Genomic DNA, 14,884 nt, shown 5'->3' with positions numbered 1-14,884 from the left:
GCCCCTGCGCCGGTCCACGGTCGCCCCGCGCGGGTGGCCGGGACCGGCGCTTTGGCGTCCCCGTAGCAACTGACGAAAACCAGGAGCCCCCGAATGTTCGAGGCGGTCGAGGAACTGGTCGGCGAGCACGCCGACCTCGAGACGAAGCTGGCGGACCCCTCGGTCCACGCCGACCAGGCGAACGCGCGCAAGCTCAACAAGCGCTACGCCGAGCTGACCCCGATCGTCGCCACCTACCGCTCCTGGAAGCAGACCGGTGACGACATCGAGACCGCCCGCGAGCTGGCGCACGACGACCCCGACTTCGCCGCCGAGGTCAAGCAGCTGGAGAAGGACCGGGAGGAGCTGACCGACAAGCTCCGCCTGCTCCTCGTCCCGCGCGACCCCAGCGACGACAAGGACGTCATCCTGGAGATCAAGGCCGGCGCCGGCGGCGACGAGTCCGCGCTCTTCGCCGGCGACCTGCTCCGCATGTACCTCCGGTACGCCGAGCGCGTCGGCTGGAAGACCGAGATCATCGACGCCACCGAGTCCGAGCTGGGCGGCTACAAGGACGTCCAGGTCGCCGTGAAGACCAAGGGCGGCAACGGCGCCACCGAGCCCGGCCAGGGCGTCTGGGCCCGGCTCAAGTACGAGGGCGGGGTGCACCGCGTCCAGCGCGTCCCCGCGACCGAGTCCGCCGGCCGCATCCACACCTCCGCCGCCGGCGTGCTCGTCACGCCCGAGGCCGAGGAGGTCGAGGTCGAGGTCCACGCCAACGACCTGCGCATCGACGTCTACCGCTCGTCCGGCCCCGGCGGCCAGTCGGTCAACACCACCGACTCCGCCGTCCGCATCACCCACCTGCCGACCGGCATCGTCGCCTCCTGCCAGAACGAGAAGAGCCAGCTCCAGAACAAGGAGCAGGCCATGCGCATCCTGCGCTCCCGGCTCCTCGCCGCCGCCCAGGAGAAGGCCGAGGCCGAGGCCGCCGACGCCCGCCGCAGCCAGGTCCGCACCGTCGACCGCTCCGAGAAGATCCGGACGTACAACTTCCCGGAGAACCGCATCTCGGACCACCGCGTCGGCTTCAAGGCGTACAACCTGGACCAGGTGCTCGACGGCGACCTCGACACCATGATCCAGGCGTGCGTCGACGCCGACTCCGCGGCGAAGCTCGCCGCGGCCTGAGGCGCCCGCAAGGCCGTACGGCTCCGCAGAGCGTACGGCCGACCCCTCAAGCCCCACCCCGCACCACGGAGGACCAGCGTGCAGTCACCTTCTGGGGGGCGACCCCCAGGCCCCCGCAGTCTGCTGCTCGCCGAGGTGGCCCAGGCCACCCGGCGGCTGGCCGACGCCGGCGTCCCCTCCCCGCGCTTCGACGCCGAGGAGCTCGCCGCGTTCGTGCACGGCGTCAGGCGGGGGGAGCTGCACAACGTCAAGGACGCCGACTTCGACGCCCGCTACTGGGAGACGGTCGCCCGCCGCGAGGCCCGCGAACCCCTCCAGCACATCACCGGGCGGGCGTTCTTCCGCTACCTGGAGCTCCAGGTGGGGCCCGGCGTCTTCGTGCCCCGGCCGGAGACCGAGTCGGTCGTCGGCTGGGCCATAGACGCCGTGCGCGCCATGGACGTCGTCGAACCGCTCATCGTCGACCTGTGCACCGGCTCCGGGGCCATCGCCCTCGCCATGGCCCAGGAGGTGCCGCGCTCTCGCGTGCACGCCGTCGAGCTCTCCGACGACGCCCTCGTCTGGACCCGGAAGAACGCCGAGGGCTCGCGCGTCACCGTCCACCAGGGGGACGCGCTGAGCGCCCTGCCGGACCTGGACGGCCAGGTCGACCTGGTCATCTCCAACCCGCCGTACATCCCGCTCACCGAGTGGGAGTACGTGGCGCCCGAGGCCCGCGACCACGACCCGGAGATGGCCCTCTTCTCCGGCGAGGACGGCCTCGACACCATCCGCGGCATCGAGCGCACCGCCCACCGTCTGCTCCGCCCCGGCGGCCTCGTGGTCATCGAGCACGCGGACACCCAGGGCGGCCAGGTGCCCTGGATCTTCAACGAGGAGGCCGGCTGGACCGACGCCGCCGACCACCCCGACCTGAACAACCGGCCGCGCTTCGCGACCGCCCGCAAGGCGACCCCATGACGGCCCCGACCGTCATCACCGCCATGACGAACCACGCGTACGAGGAGGCCGGGAACTGATGGCACGGCGATACGACTGCAACGAGGCGACCGACCGACTGACCGGCCTGCGCGAGGCCGCGTCCGCCGTCCGCCGGGGCGAACTGGTCGTGCTGCCCACCGACACCGTGTACGGGATCGGGGCGGACGCCTTCAGCAGCGAGGCCGTGGCGGACCTGCTGGCCGCCAAGGGGCGCGGCCGCAACATGCCCACGCCCGTGCTCATCGGCTCCCCGAACACCCTGCACGGCCTGGTCACCGACTTCTCCGAGCAGGCCTGGGAGCTCGTCGACGCCTTCTGGCCCGGCGCGCTCACCCTGGTCGCCAGGCACCAGCCGTCCCTCCAGTGGGACCTCGGCGACACCCGGGGCACCGTCGCCGTCCGGATGCCGCTGCACCCGGTCGCGATCGAGCTGCTCACCGAGGTCGGCCCGATGGCCGTCTCCTCGGCGAACCTCACCGGCCACCCGTCGCCGGAGGACTGCGACGCCGCGCAGAACATGCTCGGCGACTCCGTCTCCGTGTACCTCGACGGCGGCCCGACGCCCGGCAACGTCCCCTCGTCCATCGTCGACGTGACCGGCCCGGTGCCGGTGCTGCTGCGGCAGGGAGCGCTCTCCGCGGAGGAGCTCCGGAAGGTCGTACCCGACCTCGAGGTGGCCAGTTGACCGCCCCTGAGGGGCGTGGCATAGCGGGGCACGACGACGGCGACACCTTCCGCATCCTCCACGTCAGCACCGGCAACGTCTGCCGCTCGCCGATCACCGAGCGGCTGACCCGCCACGCCCTGTGCGACCGGCTCGGGGACCCCCTCGGCGGCGGCCTGATCGTGGAGAGCGCGGGCACCTGGGGCCACGAGGGCGCCCCGATGGAGGCCAACGCGGAGCTGGTCCTCGCCGACTTCGGCGCGGACTACAGCGGCTTCGTGGGCCGCGAGCTCCTCGACGAGCACGTCATCCGGGCGGACCTCGTCCTGACGGCGACCCGCGACCACCGGGCGCAGGTCATCTCGATGGGCCACTCGGCGGGCCTGCGCACCTTCACCCTGAAGGAGTTCACCCGCCTGGTCCGCGCCATCGACCCGGCCACGCTCCCGGACCCGCGCGACGAGGGCATGGTCGAACGCGCCCGCGCCCTGGTCCGCGCGGCCGCGGCTCTACGCGGGTGGCTCCTGGCCCCGTCCCCGGACGCGGACGAGGTCAACGACCCGTACGGCGCCCCCATCACCTTCTTCCGCTCGATCGGCGACGAGATCAATCAAGCCCTCGACCCCGTGGTGACGGCTCTGACCGGGGTGGCGGCGCGGCGCTGAGTGCTCGGCGCGCGCGTCCGGCGGCGGGTACCTACATTGGTGCTGACATCCCTCCACGCCCGGAGTCAGCCATGCCGGTCACCGCGCCCCCCGACGACGAGCTCGACGTCCTGCGCCGGCAGGACCCGGAGGTCGCCGACGTGCTGTTCGGCGAGGAGCGGCGGCAGGCCGACAGCCTGCAGCTGATCGCGGCGGAGAACTTCACCTCGCCCGCCGTCCTCGCCGCCCTCGGATCCCCGCTCGCCAACAAGTACGCCGAGGGCTATCCCGGCGCCCGCCACCACGGCGGCTGCGAGTACGCCGACGCCGTCGAGCGGATCGCCGTGCAACGGGCCACCGCGCTCTTCGGAGCCGACCACGCGAACGTCCAGGCCCACTCCGGCTCCTCGGCCGTCCTGGCGGCGTACGCGGCCCTTCTCAGGCCCGGTGACACGGTCCTGGCCATGGGCCTGGAGCACGGCGGGCACCTCACCCACGGTTCGCCCGCCAACTTCTCCGGCCGCTGGTTCGACTTCATCCCGTACGGCGTCGACGCCGAGACCGGCCTCGTCGACTACGAGCAGGTCGCCGCCCTCGCCCGCCACCACCGCCCCAAGGCGATCGTCTGCGGCTCCATCTCCTACCCCCGCCACCTCGACTACGCGGTCTTCCGCGAGATCGCCGACGAGACCGGCGCCTACCTCATCGCCGACGCGGCCCACCCCATCGGCCTGGTCGCCGGGGGAGCGGCCCCCAACCCCGTCCCGTACGCCGACGTCGTCTGCGCCACCACCCACAAGGTGCTGCGCGGCCCGCGCGGCGGAATGGTCCTGTGCGGGGAGGAGCTCGCCGGCCGGATCGACCGGGCGGTGTTCCCGTTCAGCCAGGGCGGCGCCCAGATGCACACGATCGCGGCGAAGGCGGTGGCCTTCGGCGAGGCGGAGACCCCCGCGTTCACCGCGTACGCCCATCGGGTGGTCGAGCACGCCCGGATCCTCGCCGCCGCCCTCGCCGCCGAGGGCTTCGCGCCGACCACTGGCGGCACCGACACCCACCTCATCACCGCCGACCCCGCCCCCCTCGGCGTCGACGGGCGCACCGCCCGCACCCGGCTCGCCGCCGCCGGCATCGTCCTCGACACCTGCGCGCTCCCGCACGGGGAGGGGCGCGGGATCCGGCTCGGCACGGCCGCCGTCACCACCCAGGGCATGGGCGCCACCGAAATGGCCAGGATCGCGGGCCTGTTCACCGCCGCGCTCCGCGACGACCCGGCGGAGACCGCCCGGGTACGGGCGGAAGTACGCGCGCTGACCGGCCGATTTCCGCCGTACGCACACTGAGCGGACCCCCGCCGCAACCGTTCGGGCGACCCGCGTGTCTCCCAGCACATGGACGGCACGGCTAGGGTGTGGGGCTGAGATGGCCAGCGATTCCTGTGGGGCAGCCCGTGCGTGATTACCTGCTGACGCTCTGTGTCACGGCCGCGGTGACCTACCTGCTCACCGGACCGGTGCGCAAGTTCGCCATCGCGACCGGGGCGATGCCGGAGATCCGCGCCCGCGACGTACACCGAGAACCGACTCCGCGGCTCGGTGGCATCGCCATGTTCTTCGGACTGTGCGCGGGCCTGCTCGTCGCCGCCCACCTGCAGAACCTGAGCAGCGTCTTCGAACTGTCCAACGAGCCCCGCGCGCTGCTCTCCGGCGCGGCGCTGATCTGGCTGATCGGCGTCCTGGACGACAAGTTCGAGCTGGACGCGCTCATCAAGCTGGGCGCGCAGATGATCTCGGCGGGCGTCATGGTCGCGCAGGGCCTGACGATCCTGTGGCTGCCGATCCCCGGCGTCGGCGTCGTCTCCCTGACCCCCGGACAGGGCACGCTCCTCACGGTCGCCCTGGTGGTCCTCACCATCAACGCGGTCAACTTCGTCGACGGCCTCGACGGCCTCGCCGCCGGCATGGTCTGCATCGCCGCCACCGCCTTCTTCCTGTACGGCTACCGCCTCTGGTACGGCTACACGATCGAGGCCGCGGCCCCCGCGACGCTCTTCACCGCCATCCTCATGGGCATGTGCCTGGGCTTCCTGCCGCACAACATGCACCCGGCGCGGATCTTCATGGGCGACTCCGGCTCGATGCTGATCGGCCTGATCCTGGCGGCCTCCGCCATCTCGATCACCGGCCAGGTCGACCCCGACGTGCTGAAGCTCTTCGAGGGCTCGACCCGCGAGGCCACCCACGCCGCCCTGCCGGTCTTCATCCCGCTCGTGCTGCCGCTGACGATCATCGCGATCCCGATGGCGGACCTGGTCCTGGCGATCGTGCGCCGCACCTGGAAGGGCCAGTCGCCGTTCGCCGCCGACCGGGGCCACCTGCACCACCGGCTCCTGGAGATCGGGCACTCGCACAGCCGCGCGGTGCTGATCATGTACTTCTGGTCGGCCCTGATCGCCTTCGGGACGCTGGCGTACTCGGTCCACTCGACCTCGATGTGGATCGTCCTCGGGGTCGTCGCGCTCAGCGCGATCGGCCTGGTGCTGCTCCTGATGCCGCGCTTCACGCCGCGCGCGCCCCGCTGGGCCGAGTCCGTCGTGCCGCCCCGCTACCGGCGCCGCGGGCCCGCCCCCGCCGCGGAGACGGTCCCGGAGCCGGCCGCGGCCGAGGAGGAACGAGTCCCGGTGCCCGCCGGGATCAACGGCGCCACCGCCATCGGCAACCGCGCGCGCTTCACCGACCGGCGGAAGGCCGGAACGCCGAGTTGACGAAAGCCGCGGCGGCGGCCATTACCAGACAAGGTGCCCCGCTGTCGCGCACACACGCGCGGTGTAACTCTCATGTGTGACAACTGGCACACCTTATGGGTAAAGACCTATTCAAATAGTTTGTGATACCGTTCACGAGACCCGGCGACAGTGCCGAAAGACCGTAGTGCGACGGTCCGTTGGCCCCGAGACCCACCTCGGACCGGGCTTACGCTCGTCCATGACGACACCATCGCCCCCTCCATCAAGCGGAGACACCGCCATGCCGTCCAACGACGCACGCATCCTGCTGCACACCGTCATCCCCACCGCTGCCGTCGGCGCGATCGCCACGGTGATCAGCGGCGTGGTCGCCGGTGGCAAGGGAGCGCTCGGCGGAGTCGTCGGCACCCTGGTGGTCATCCTCTTCATGGGGATCGGCCAGCTGGTTCTCCAGCGGACGGCGAAGTCGCTGCCGCACCTGTTCCAGGCGATGGGGCTGATGCTCTACACGGCCCAGCTCCTGGTGCTCTTCATCTTCCTGGCGTTGCTCAAGAACACCACGCTGTTCGACTTCAAGGCCTTCGCCTTCACGCTGCTCGCGGCGACCGTCGTATGGGTCGCCGCACAGGCCCGGGCCTACATGAAGGCCAAGATCACCTACATCGACCCCGCGAACACGGGGTCGAAGTCGTGAAGGGTAGGGCCGGGATAAAGCCGCCTTCGGCTTCCTGCTATCGTCCGGTGCCAACTGCGGCACTGCGGGCGCGGGCATCCGAGACGCCTGTCCCAGCGCGAGGCTCGAAGCCGAACCGCCGCCCCCTTATCCGTAAGACCAGTCCAGTGCCGACCCGCGGCTGCGTGCCGCGCCGACACAACGAGGTTGCCGTACCTATGCGCCACGCTGAAGGAGCCCGCGGTGAGTGCTGACCAGACGCTTGCCTTCGACCCGGATTGCCACATCTTCACCGGATGTGGCTTCCCGGCGCCGGGCCTGCACACGTTCATGTACGAGCCGATCGCCACGTGGGGCAGCTTCGAGCTGACGAAGCCCATGCTGCTCGCGATCCTGAGCTCCGTCGTGGTCGTCGGGTTCTTCTGGGCCGCCTTCCGCAAGCCGAAGCTGATCCCCGGCAAGATGCAGATGGTCGGCGAGGCCGGGTACGACTTCGTGCGCCGCGGCATCGTCTACGAGATCATCGGCAAGAAGGACGGCGAGAAGTACGTCCCGCTGATGGTCACGCTGTTCTTCCTCGTGTGGATGATGAACCTCTGGTCGATCATCCCGCTGGCCCAGTTCCCGGTCACCTCGCTGATCGCGTTCCCGGTGGCCCTGGCGCTGGTCGTCTACGTCGTCTGGGTCTCGCTCACCTTCAAGAAGCACGGCTTCGTCGGTGGCTGGAAGAACATCGTCGGCTACGACAAGTCGCTCGGCCCGATCCTTCCCCTGGTCGTCGTCCTCGAGTTCTTCTCGAACCTGCTGATCCGGCCCTTCACGCACGCGGTCCGACTGTTCGCGAACATGTTCGCCGGTCACCTGCTCATCGTGATGTTCTCGCTGGCCTCTTGGTACCTGCTCAACGGCCTCGGCATCGTCTACGCCGCCACGTCGTTCGTGATGGTCATCGTCATGACCGCGTTCGAGCTCTTCATCCAGGCCGTCCAGGCGTACGTCTTCGTCCTCCTGGCCGCCAGCTACATCCAGGGCGCGCTCTCCGAGCACCACTGAGTCCGGTCCCGGCCGGCAGCACGCCTCACAAACCAACAGTCGTCCGGTGGCCAACCCCCACCGGGTCCTTGAAAGAGAAGGAAGAACCGGCATGTCCGCTCTCCAGACCCTCGCCGCTGTCGAAGGAAACGTCGCCGCCATCGGTTACGGCCTCGCCGCGATCGGCCCCGGCGTCGGCGTCGGCATCATCTTCGGTAACGGCACCCAGGCCCTCGCCCGCCAGCCCGAGGCTGCCGGCCTGATCCGTACCAACCAGATCATGGGTTTCGCCTTCTGTGAGGCGCTCGCCCTCATCGGCATCGTCATGGGCTTCGTTTACTAAGCCCGATTTCGACGACAGCCACTTTTACGGAAGGCACTGATGTGAACGCTCTGCTTCTTGCGGCGGCGGAGGAGCCCCAGCCTCCTCTGATCCCGCATCTCGACGAGCTCGTCATCGGCCTGATCGCCTTCGTCATCGTCTTCGGTTTCCTCGCCAAGAAGCTCCTCCCGAACATCAACAAGGTTCTGGACGAGCGCCGCGAGGCCATCGAGGGCGGCATCGAGAAGGCCGAGTCGGCCCAGATCGAGGCTCAGAGTGTGCTGGAGCAGTACAAGGCCCAGCTCGCCGAGGCCCGCCACGAGGCCGCGCGTCTTCGCCAGGAGGCGACGGAGCAGGGCACCGCGATCATCCAGGAGATGAAGGCGGAAGGCCAGCGCCAGCGCGAGGAGATCATCGCGGCCGGCCACGCGCAGATCGAGGCGGACCGCAAGGCCGCGTCGGCCTCGCTGCGCCAGGACGTGGGCAAGCTCGCCACCGACCTGGCCGGCAAGCTGGTCGGCGAGTCCCTCGAGGACACCGCCCGCCAGAGCCGCACGATCGACCGCTTCCTCGACGAGCTCGAGGAGAAGGCCGAGGCCGTCCGATGAACGGAGCGAGCCGTGAGGCACTGGCCGCCGCCCGCGAGTCCCTCGACGCGCTGACCGACAACACCCCGGTCGACGCGACGAAGCTCGCGGACGAGCTCGCCGCCGTCACCGTGCTGCTCGACCGCGAGGTGTCGCTGCGCCGGGTCCTGTCCGACCCCGCCCAGTCGGGTGAGGCCAAGGCCGCACTCGCGCAGCGACTCCTGACCGGTCAGGTGGGCGGCGAGACCGCCGACCTGGTCTCCGGCATGGTCCGTTCCCGCTGGTCGCGCTCGCGCGACCTGGCCGATGCGACCGAGGAGCTGGCGAACACCGCAGACCTCACCGCGGCACAGAAGGCGGGCACCCTGGACGGTGTCGAGGACGAGCTGTTCCGCTTCGGCCGGATCGTGTCCTCCAGCAACGAGCTCCGCTCCGCGCTGACGGACAAGGCCGCCACGGCCACCGCCAAGGGCGCGCTGCTCCGCAGCCTGCTGGGCGGCAAGGCCCACGCGACCACCGAGCGACTGGTCGTCCGTCTGGTGACCCAGCCCCGGGGACGTAGCCTGGAAGCGGGACTCGAGTCCCTGTCCAAGCTCGCCGCGGCGCGCCGGGACCGGATGGTCGCGGTCGTCACCTCGGCTGTGCCGCTGTCGGACGGGCAGAAGCAGCGCCTCGGTGCCGCCCTGGCCAAGCTGTACGGCCGCGCGATGCACCTGAACCTGGACGTGGACCCCTCGGTCCTCGGCGGGATCACCGTGCAGGTCGGCGACGAGGTCATCAACGGCTCGATCGCGGAGCGCCTCGACGAGGCGACCCGTCGTCTCGCCGGCTGACGCGTCACCGCGGCGGTCACCACAGCAGAAAAGCATCACAGCATCACCAGCGGCCCGGTTGGGCCGTGCAGAGATTGCAGAAGATTCCTGGGGGTCGGCCCCCAGACCCCTTAAGAAACTTCGGGCCCAACAAGGAGAGCAGGGAACCCAGATGGCGGAGCTCACGATCCGGCCGGAGGAGATCCGGGACGCACTGGAGAACTTCGTCCAGTCGTACCAGCCGGACGCGGCCTCGCGCGAGGAGGTCGGCACGGTCAGCCTGGCCGGTGACGGTATCGCGAAGGTCGAGGGTCTTCCCTCGGCCATGGCGAACGAGCTGCTGAAGTTCGAGGACGGGACCCTCGGTCTCGCGCTGAACCTCGAAGAGCGCGAGATCGGCGCGATCGTCCTCGGCGAGTTCAACGGCATCGAGGAGGGACAGTCGGTGCAGCGCACCGGCGAGGTCCTCTCCGTCGGTGTCGGCGAGGGATACCTCGGCCGCGTTGTCGACCCGCTCGGCAACCCGATCGACGGTCTCGGCGAGATCGCGACCGAGGGCCGCCGCGCCCTCGAACTGCAGGCCCCGGGCGTCATGGCCCGTAAGTCGGTGCACGAGCCGATGGAGACCGGCTACAAGGCCGTCGACGCCATGACGCCGGTCGGCCGCGGCCAGCGTCAGCTGATCATCGGCGACCGCCAGACCGGCAAGACCGCGCTGTGCGTCGACACGATCATCAACCAGCGTGACAACTGGCGCTCCGGCGACGTGAACAAGCAGGTCCGCTGCATCTACGTCGCCATCGGCCAGAAGGGCTCGACCATCGCGTCCGTTCGCGGCGCCCTGGAAGAGGCCGGCGCGCTCGAGTACACGACGATCGTCGCCGCCCCGGCGTCCGACCCGGCCGGCTTCAAGTACCTGGCGCCGTACACCGGCTCCGCCATCGGCCAGCACTGGATGTACCAGGGCAAGCACGTCCTGATCGTCTTCGACGACCTGTCGAAGCAGGCCGACGCCTACCGCGCCGTGTCGCTGCTGCTGCGCCGCCCGCCGGGCCGTGAGGCCTACCCGGGCGACGTCTTCTACCTGCACTCGCGTCTCCTCGAGCGCTGCGCGAAGCTCTCGGACGAGCTGGGTGCCGGTTCGATGACCGGTCTTCCGATCGTCGAGACCAAGGCGAACGACGTGTCGGCGTTCATCCCGACCAACGTCATCTCCATCACCGACGGCCAGTGCTTCCTGGAGTCCGACCTGTTCAACGCCGGCCAGCGTCCGGCCCTGAACGTCGGTATCTCGGTCTCGCGTGTCGGTGGCTCCGCCCAGCACAAGGCGATGAAGCAGATCTCCGGCCGCCTCCGCGTGGACCTCGCCCAGTTCCGCGAGCTGGAGGCGTTCGCCGCCTTCGGTTCCGACCTGGACGCGGCCTCCAAGGCGCAGCTGGAGCGTGGACAGCGCATGGTCGAGCTGCTCAAGCAGGCTCAGTACCAGCCGATGCCCACCGAGAACCAGGTCGTCTCCGTCTGGGCCGGCACCACCGGCAAGATGGACGACGTCCCGGTCGCCGACATCCGCCGCTTCGAGGCCGAGCTCCTGGCGTACCTGCGCCAGAACCACTCGGGCCTCATGACCTCCATCCGTGAGGGCGGCAAGATGTCGGACGACACGCTGCAGTCCGTCGCCGACGCGATCGCGGAGTTCAAGAAGCAGTTCGAGACCTCTGACGGCAAGCTGCTGGGCGAGGACGCTCCTGCCGCCGTCAACGTCTCGAAGTGACGACGGAAGGGACCTGACTCATGGGAGCGCAGCTCCGGGTCTACAAGCGTCGCATCAAATCCGTCACCGCGACGAAGAAGATCACCAAGGCGATGGAGATGATCGCCGCCTCGCGTGTCGTCAAGGCGCAGCGCAAGGTGCAGGAGTCGACTCCGTACGCGACCGAGCTGACGCGCGCGGTCACGGCGGTGGCCACGGGTGCGAACGACAAGCACCCGCTGACCACCGAGGCGGAGAACCCCGTCCGTGCCGCGGTCCTGCTCCTCTCGAGCGACCGCGGTCTGGCCGGTGCCTTCAACTCCAACGCCATCAAGGCGGCGGAGCGGCTCACGGCGAAGCTCGAGGGCGAGGGCCGCGAGGTCACGATCTACGTCGTCGGCCGCCGTGGCATCGCGCACTACAACTTCCGTGAGCGGAAGCTGGCCGGCTCGTGGACCGGGTTCACGGACCAGCCGTCGTACGGCGACGCCAAGACGATCGCGACACCGCTGATCGAGGCGATCGAGAAGGACACGGCCGACGGTGGTGTGGACGAGCTCCACATCGTCTACACCGAGTTCGTCTCGATGATGACGCAGACGGCGGTCGAGGCCCGGCTGCTGCCCCTCAGCCTCGACGAGGTGGCGAAGGAGGCCGGCGACACGGGCACGCTCCGTCCGCTGTACGACTTCGAGCCGTCGGCGGAGGACGTCCTCGACGCCCTGCTGCCCCGGTACGTCGAGAGCCGTATCTACAACGCGCTGCTCCAGTCGGCTGCCTCCAAGCACGCCGCCACGCGCCGCGCGATGAAGTCGGCCACCGACAACGCGGGAGACTTGATCAACAACCTCTCCCGACTTGCCAACGCGGCCCGCCAGGCCGAAATCACCCAGGAAATCAGCGAGATCGTCGGTGGCAGCGCAGCCCTGGCCGACGCGACCGCGGGGAGTGACAAGTAATGACGACCACTGTTGAGACGGCCGCCGCCACGGGCCGCGTCGCCCGGGTCATCGGCCCGGTCGTCGACGTGGAGTTCCCCGTCGACGCGATGCCGGAGATCTACAACGCGCTGAACGTCGAGGTTCCGGACCCGGCCGAGGAGGGCGCGACCAAGACGCTGACCCTCGAGGTTGCCCAGCACCTCGGTGACGGCGTCGTCCGCACCATCTCGATGCAGCCCACCGACGGCCTGGTCCGCCAGGCCCCGGTGACCGACACCGGCACGGGCATCACGGTGCCCGTCGGCGACGTCACCAAGGGCCGCGTGTTCAACACGCTCGGCGAGGTGCTGAACGCCGACGCCTCCACCGTGGCCGACGCGCCGCGCTGGACGATCCACCGCAAGGCCCCGGCCTTCGACCAGCTCGAGTCCAAGACCGAGATGTTCGAGACCGGCCTGAAGGTCGTCGACCTCCTCACCCCGTACGTCAAGGGTGGAAAGATCGGTCTGTTCGGTGGTGCCGGTGTCGGCAAGACCGTTCTGATCCAGGAGATGATCGTCCGTGTGGCCAAGCTGCACGACGGCGTCTCCGTCTTCGCGGGCGTCGGCGAGCGCACCCGTGAGGGCAACGACCTCATGGTCGAGATGGAGGAGGCCGGCGTTCTCGACAAGACCGCGCTGGTCTTCGGCCAGATGGACGAGCCCCCGGGCACCCGTCTGCGCGTGGCCCTCGCCGGTCTGACCATGGCGGAGTACTTCCGCGATGTGCAGAAGCAGGACGTGCTGTTCTTCATCGACAACATCTTCCGCTTCACCCAGGCCGGTTCCGAGGTGTCGACCCTGCTCGGCCGTATGCCCTCCGCGGTGGGTTACCAGCCGAACCTGGCCGACGAGATGGGTCTCCTCCAGGAGCGCATCACCTCGACCCGTGGTCACTCGATCACCTCGATGCAGGCGATCTACGTCCCCGCGGACGACCTGACCGACCCGGCCCCGGCCACCACCTTCGCCCACCTCGACGCGACGACGGTTCTCTCCCGTCCGATCTCCGAGAAGGGCATCTACCCGGCCGTGGACCCGCTGGACTCCACGTCCCGGATCCTGGACCCGCGCTACATCGCGCAGGACCACTACGACGCCGCCACGCGCGTCAAGGGAATCCTGCAGAAGTACAAGGACCTCCAGGACATCATCGCGATCCTCGGCATCGACGAACTGGGCGAGGAGGACAAGCTCGTCGTCCACCGTGCCCGCCGCGTCGAGCGCTTCCTGTCGCAGAACACCCACGCCGCCAAGCAGTTCACCGGTGTGGACGGTTCGGACGTTCCGCTCGACGAGTCGATCGCCGCGTTCAACGCGATCTGCGACGGTGAGTACGACCACTTCCCCGAGCAGGCCTTCTTCATGTGTGGTGGCATCGAGGACCTCAAGAAGAACGCCAAGGAGCTTGGCGTCTCCTGAGCCCCGTGCTCCGAGGGGGGCGGGATCCCGTCCCGCCCCCCTCTCCACGCCCCCTAGAATTGACCCCAACACCCGGCACGACCGCCGGGTGGTGACCCGAGGAGCCACCCTTGGCCGCTGAGCTGCACGTCGAGCTGGTCGCCGCGGACCGGAGTGTCTGGTCCGGCGAGGCCACCCTGGTCATCGCGCGTACCACCTCCGGCGACATCGGCGTCATGCCCGGCCACCAGCCGCTGCTCGGTGTGCTGGAGTCGGGCCCGGTGACCATCCGTACGAGCGAGGGCGAGACCGTCGTCGCCGCCGTCCACGGCGGATTCATCTCGTTCGCCGACGACAAGCTGTCCCTGCTCGCGGAGGTCTGCGAGCTGGCGGACGAGATCGACGCCCAGCGCGCCGAGCGCGCGCTGGAGCGTGCGAAGTCGGACTCCGACGCCGCCGCCGAGCGGCGCGCCGACGTCCGGCTGCGCGCGGTAGCGGTCCGCTGACGGTCCGCGCGGAGTAGTGCCCTCAGCCGCGGCACGGCTGGAATTTTCCAGACCGTGCCGCGGCTGAGGCGATGCAGGTGCAGGTTGTATTCGGTTCTGCCGGCTGGCCCGGCCACGGGACGCAGCGAGGAGGTCGGTGAAGATGTTCCTCGCTCTGCTCGTGTGCGGCCTGGTCGTCGCACTGGTGGTGATCGGGCTCTTCGTCTTCGGATTGCGCCGGAGACTGATCCAGAAGGCCGGCGGGACGTTCGACTGTTCCCTGCGCTGGAACGTGCCCGACGAGCCGGATCCGGCCGGCAAGGGCTGGGTGTACGGCGTCGCCCGCTACAGCGGTGACGAGATCGCCTGGTTCCGCGTCTTCTCGTACGCCCCCCGCCCGCGCCGGGTCCTGGAGCGCTCCTCCATCGTGGCCCTGGAGCGCCGGATGCCGGAGGGCGAGGAGGAGCTCGCGCTGCTCTCGGACGCGGTGATCCAGCCCTGTATGTACGAGGGCGTCCGCCTGGAGCTCGCGATGAGCGAGGACGCCCGGACGGGTTTCATGGCCTGGCTGGAGGCGGCGCCTCCCGGGCAACGGGTCAACGTCGCCTAGTACGGAAAAGGGGCGGGGGACGGCGTGCTGC

Annotated in this window: 16 protein-coding genes; all 16 read left to right on the top strand. The window is 69.8% G+C overall.

The features are described from left to right. Nucleotides 1–93: 93 nt before the first annotated feature. The 16 genes from prfA (at nucleotide 94) to ACIQD7_RS30970 (ending at nucleotide 14,853) form a co-directional block, all read left to right on the top strand. Nucleotides 94–1,170, top strand: a complete 1,077-nt coding sequence (gene prfA, locus ACIQD7_RS31045) for a peptide chain release factor 1 (protein ID WP_121830185.1) — start codon at nucleotides 94–96, stop codon at nucleotides 1,168–1,170. A gap of 78 nt (nucleotides 1,171–1,248) precedes the next feature. Further along, a complete protein-coding gene (gene prmC, locus ACIQD7_RS31040; protein ID WP_402445999.1) occupies nucleotides 1,249–2,130 on the top strand; it encodes a peptide chain release factor N(5)-glutamine methyltransferase in 882 nt (293 codons plus the stop codon). Nucleotides 2,131–2,188: 58 nt separating this feature from the next. Then, complete coding sequence (locus ACIQD7_RS31035; protein WP_053648610.1) at nucleotides 2,189–2,836, top strand: L-threonylcarbamoyladenylate synthase; 648 nt, start codon at nucleotides 2,189–2,191, stop codon at nucleotides 2,834–2,836. Then, complete coding sequence (locus tag ACIQD7_RS31030; protein ID WP_121830187.1) at nucleotides 2,833–3,480, top strand: protein-tyrosine-phosphatase; 648 nt, start codon at nucleotides 2,833–2,835, stop codon at nucleotides 3,478–3,480. The genes ACIQD7_RS31035 and ACIQD7_RS31030 overlap by 4 nt, the downstream gene beginning before the upstream one ends. 71 nt (nucleotides 3,481–3,551) lie before the next feature. Next, nucleotides 3,552–4,799: a serine hydroxymethyltransferase gene (gene glyA / locus ACIQD7_RS31025; protein ID WP_402445994.1), complete on the top strand. Its 1,248-nt coding sequence runs from the start codon at nucleotides 3,552–3,554 to the stop codon at nucleotides 4,797–4,799. 107 nt (nucleotides 4,800–4,906) lie between these two features. Next, nucleotides 4,907–6,220 carry an MraY family glycosyltransferase gene (locus ACIQD7_RS31020; RefSeq protein ID WP_121830203.1) on the top strand — a complete coding sequence of 438 codons (1,314 nt, stop codon included), beginning with the start codon at nucleotides 4,907–4,909 and terminating at the stop codon, nucleotides 6,218–6,220. A 262-nt stretch (nucleotides 6,221–6,482) separates the two neighbouring features. Beyond that, nucleotides 6,483–6,896, top strand: a complete 414-nt coding sequence (locus ACIQD7_RS31015) for a hypothetical protein (RefSeq protein ID WP_121830189.1) — start codon at nucleotides 6,483–6,485, stop codon at nucleotides 6,894–6,896. A gap of 222 nt (nucleotides 6,897–7,118) precedes the next feature. Beyond that, nucleotides 7,119–7,928 (top strand): F0F1 ATP synthase subunit A, encoded by an 810-nt coding sequence (atpB, locus tag ACIQD7_RS31010; RefSeq protein WP_030218874.1) that lies wholly within the window; start codon nucleotides 7,119–7,121, stop codon nucleotides 7,926–7,928. A gap of 91 nt (nucleotides 7,929–8,019) precedes the next feature. Then, the gene (atpE, locus tag ACIQD7_RS31005; RefSeq protein WP_006346597.1) at nucleotides 8,020–8,250 is read left to right on the top strand and encodes an ATP synthase F0 subunit C; all 231 of its coding nucleotides are present in this window, start codon (nucleotides 8,020–8,022) and stop codon (nucleotides 8,248–8,250) included. A 41-nt stretch (nucleotides 8,251–8,291) separates the two neighbouring features. Continuing rightward, a complete protein-coding gene (locus ACIQD7_RS31000; RefSeq protein ID WP_121830191.1) occupies nucleotides 8,292–8,837 on the top strand; it encodes a F0F1 ATP synthase subunit B in 546 nt (181 codons plus the stop codon). Next, the gene (locus tag ACIQD7_RS30995; protein WP_402445989.1) at nucleotides 8,834–9,649 is read left to right on the top strand and encodes a F0F1 ATP synthase subunit delta; all 816 of its coding nucleotides are present in this window, start codon (nucleotides 8,834–8,836) and stop codon (nucleotides 9,647–9,649) included. The genes ACIQD7_RS31000 and ACIQD7_RS30995 overlap by 4 nt, the downstream gene beginning before the upstream one ends. 151 nt (nucleotides 9,650–9,800) lie before the next feature. Continuing rightward, nucleotides 9,801–11,399: a F0F1 ATP synthase subunit alpha gene (gene atpA, locus ACIQD7_RS30990; protein ID WP_121830193.1), complete on the top strand. Its 1,599-nt coding sequence runs from the start codon at nucleotides 9,801–9,803 to the stop codon at nucleotides 11,397–11,399. A gap of 20 nt (nucleotides 11,400–11,419) precedes the next feature. After that, a complete protein-coding gene (locus ACIQD7_RS30985) occupies nucleotides 11,420–12,337 on the top strand; it encodes a F0F1 ATP synthase subunit gamma (protein ID WP_121830194.1) in 918 nt (305 codons plus the stop codon). Then, complete coding sequence (gene atpD / locus ACIQD7_RS30980; protein ID WP_121830195.1) at nucleotides 12,337–13,779, top strand: F0F1 ATP synthase subunit beta; 1,443 nt, start codon at nucleotides 12,337–12,339, stop codon at nucleotides 13,777–13,779. Before ACIQD7_RS30985 ends, atpD begins: the two co-directional genes overlap by 1 nt. Before the next feature lie 110 nt (nucleotides 13,780–13,889). Further along, the gene (locus ACIQD7_RS30975) at nucleotides 13,890–14,264 is read left to right on the top strand and encodes a F0F1 ATP synthase subunit epsilon (RefSeq protein WP_121830196.1); all 375 of its coding nucleotides are present in this window, start codon (nucleotides 13,890–13,892) and stop codon (nucleotides 14,262–14,264) included. A gap of 142 nt (nucleotides 14,265–14,406) precedes the next feature. Then, the gene (locus ACIQD7_RS30970; protein ID WP_062756864.1) at nucleotides 14,407–14,853 is read left to right on the top strand and encodes a DUF2550 domain-containing protein; all 447 of its coding nucleotides are present in this window, start codon (nucleotides 14,407–14,409) and stop codon (nucleotides 14,851–14,853) included. The last annotated feature ends 31 nt before the right edge of the window (nucleotides 14,854–14,884 follow it).

The sequence above is a fragment of the Streptomyces sp. NPDC093071 genome, assembly GCF_044754545.1.
Classification (GTDB): domain Bacteria; phylum Actinomycetota; class Actinomycetes; order Streptomycetales; family Streptomycetaceae; genus Streptomyces.
This window is presented reverse-complemented; position numbering and strand designations above follow the sequence as displayed.

Coding starts and splice junctions, on each gene's coding strand:
- prfA (WP_121830185.1), top strand. CDS start 94: ATGTTCGAGGCGGTCGAGGAACTGGTCGGCGAGCACGCCGACCTCGAG.
- ACIQD7_RS31035 (WP_053648610.1), top strand. CDS start 2,189: ATGGCACGGCGATACGACTGCAACGAGGCGACCGACCGACTGACCGGC.
- glyA (WP_402445994.1), top strand. CDS start 3,552: ATGCCGGTCACCGCGCCCCCCGACGACGAGCTCGACGTCCTGCGCCGG.
- ACIQD7_RS31015 (WP_121830189.1), top strand. CDS start 6,483: ATGCCGTCCAACGACGCACGCATCCTGCTGCACACCGTCATCCCCACC.
- atpE (WP_006346597.1), top strand. CDS start 8,020: ATGTCCGCTCTCCAGACCCTCGCCGCTGTCGAAGGAAACGTCGCCGCC.
- ACIQD7_RS30995 (WP_402445989.1), top strand. CDS start 8,834: ATGAACGGAGCGAGCCGTGAGGCACTGGCCGCCGCCCGCGAGTCCCTC.
- atpA (WP_121830193.1), top strand. CDS start 9,801: ATGGCGGAGCTCACGATCCGGCCGGAGGAGATCCGGGACGCACTGGAG.
- ACIQD7_RS30985 (WP_121830194.1), top strand. CDS start 11,420: ATGGGAGCGCAGCTCCGGGTCTACAAGCGTCGCATCAAATCCGTCACC.
- atpD (WP_121830195.1), top strand. CDS start 12,337: ATGACGACCACTGTTGAGACGGCCGCCGCCACGGGCCGCGTCGCCCGG.
- ACIQD7_RS30970 (WP_062756864.1), top strand. CDS start 14,407: ATGTTCCTCGCTCTGCTCGTGTGCGGCCTGGTCGTCGCACTGGTGGTG.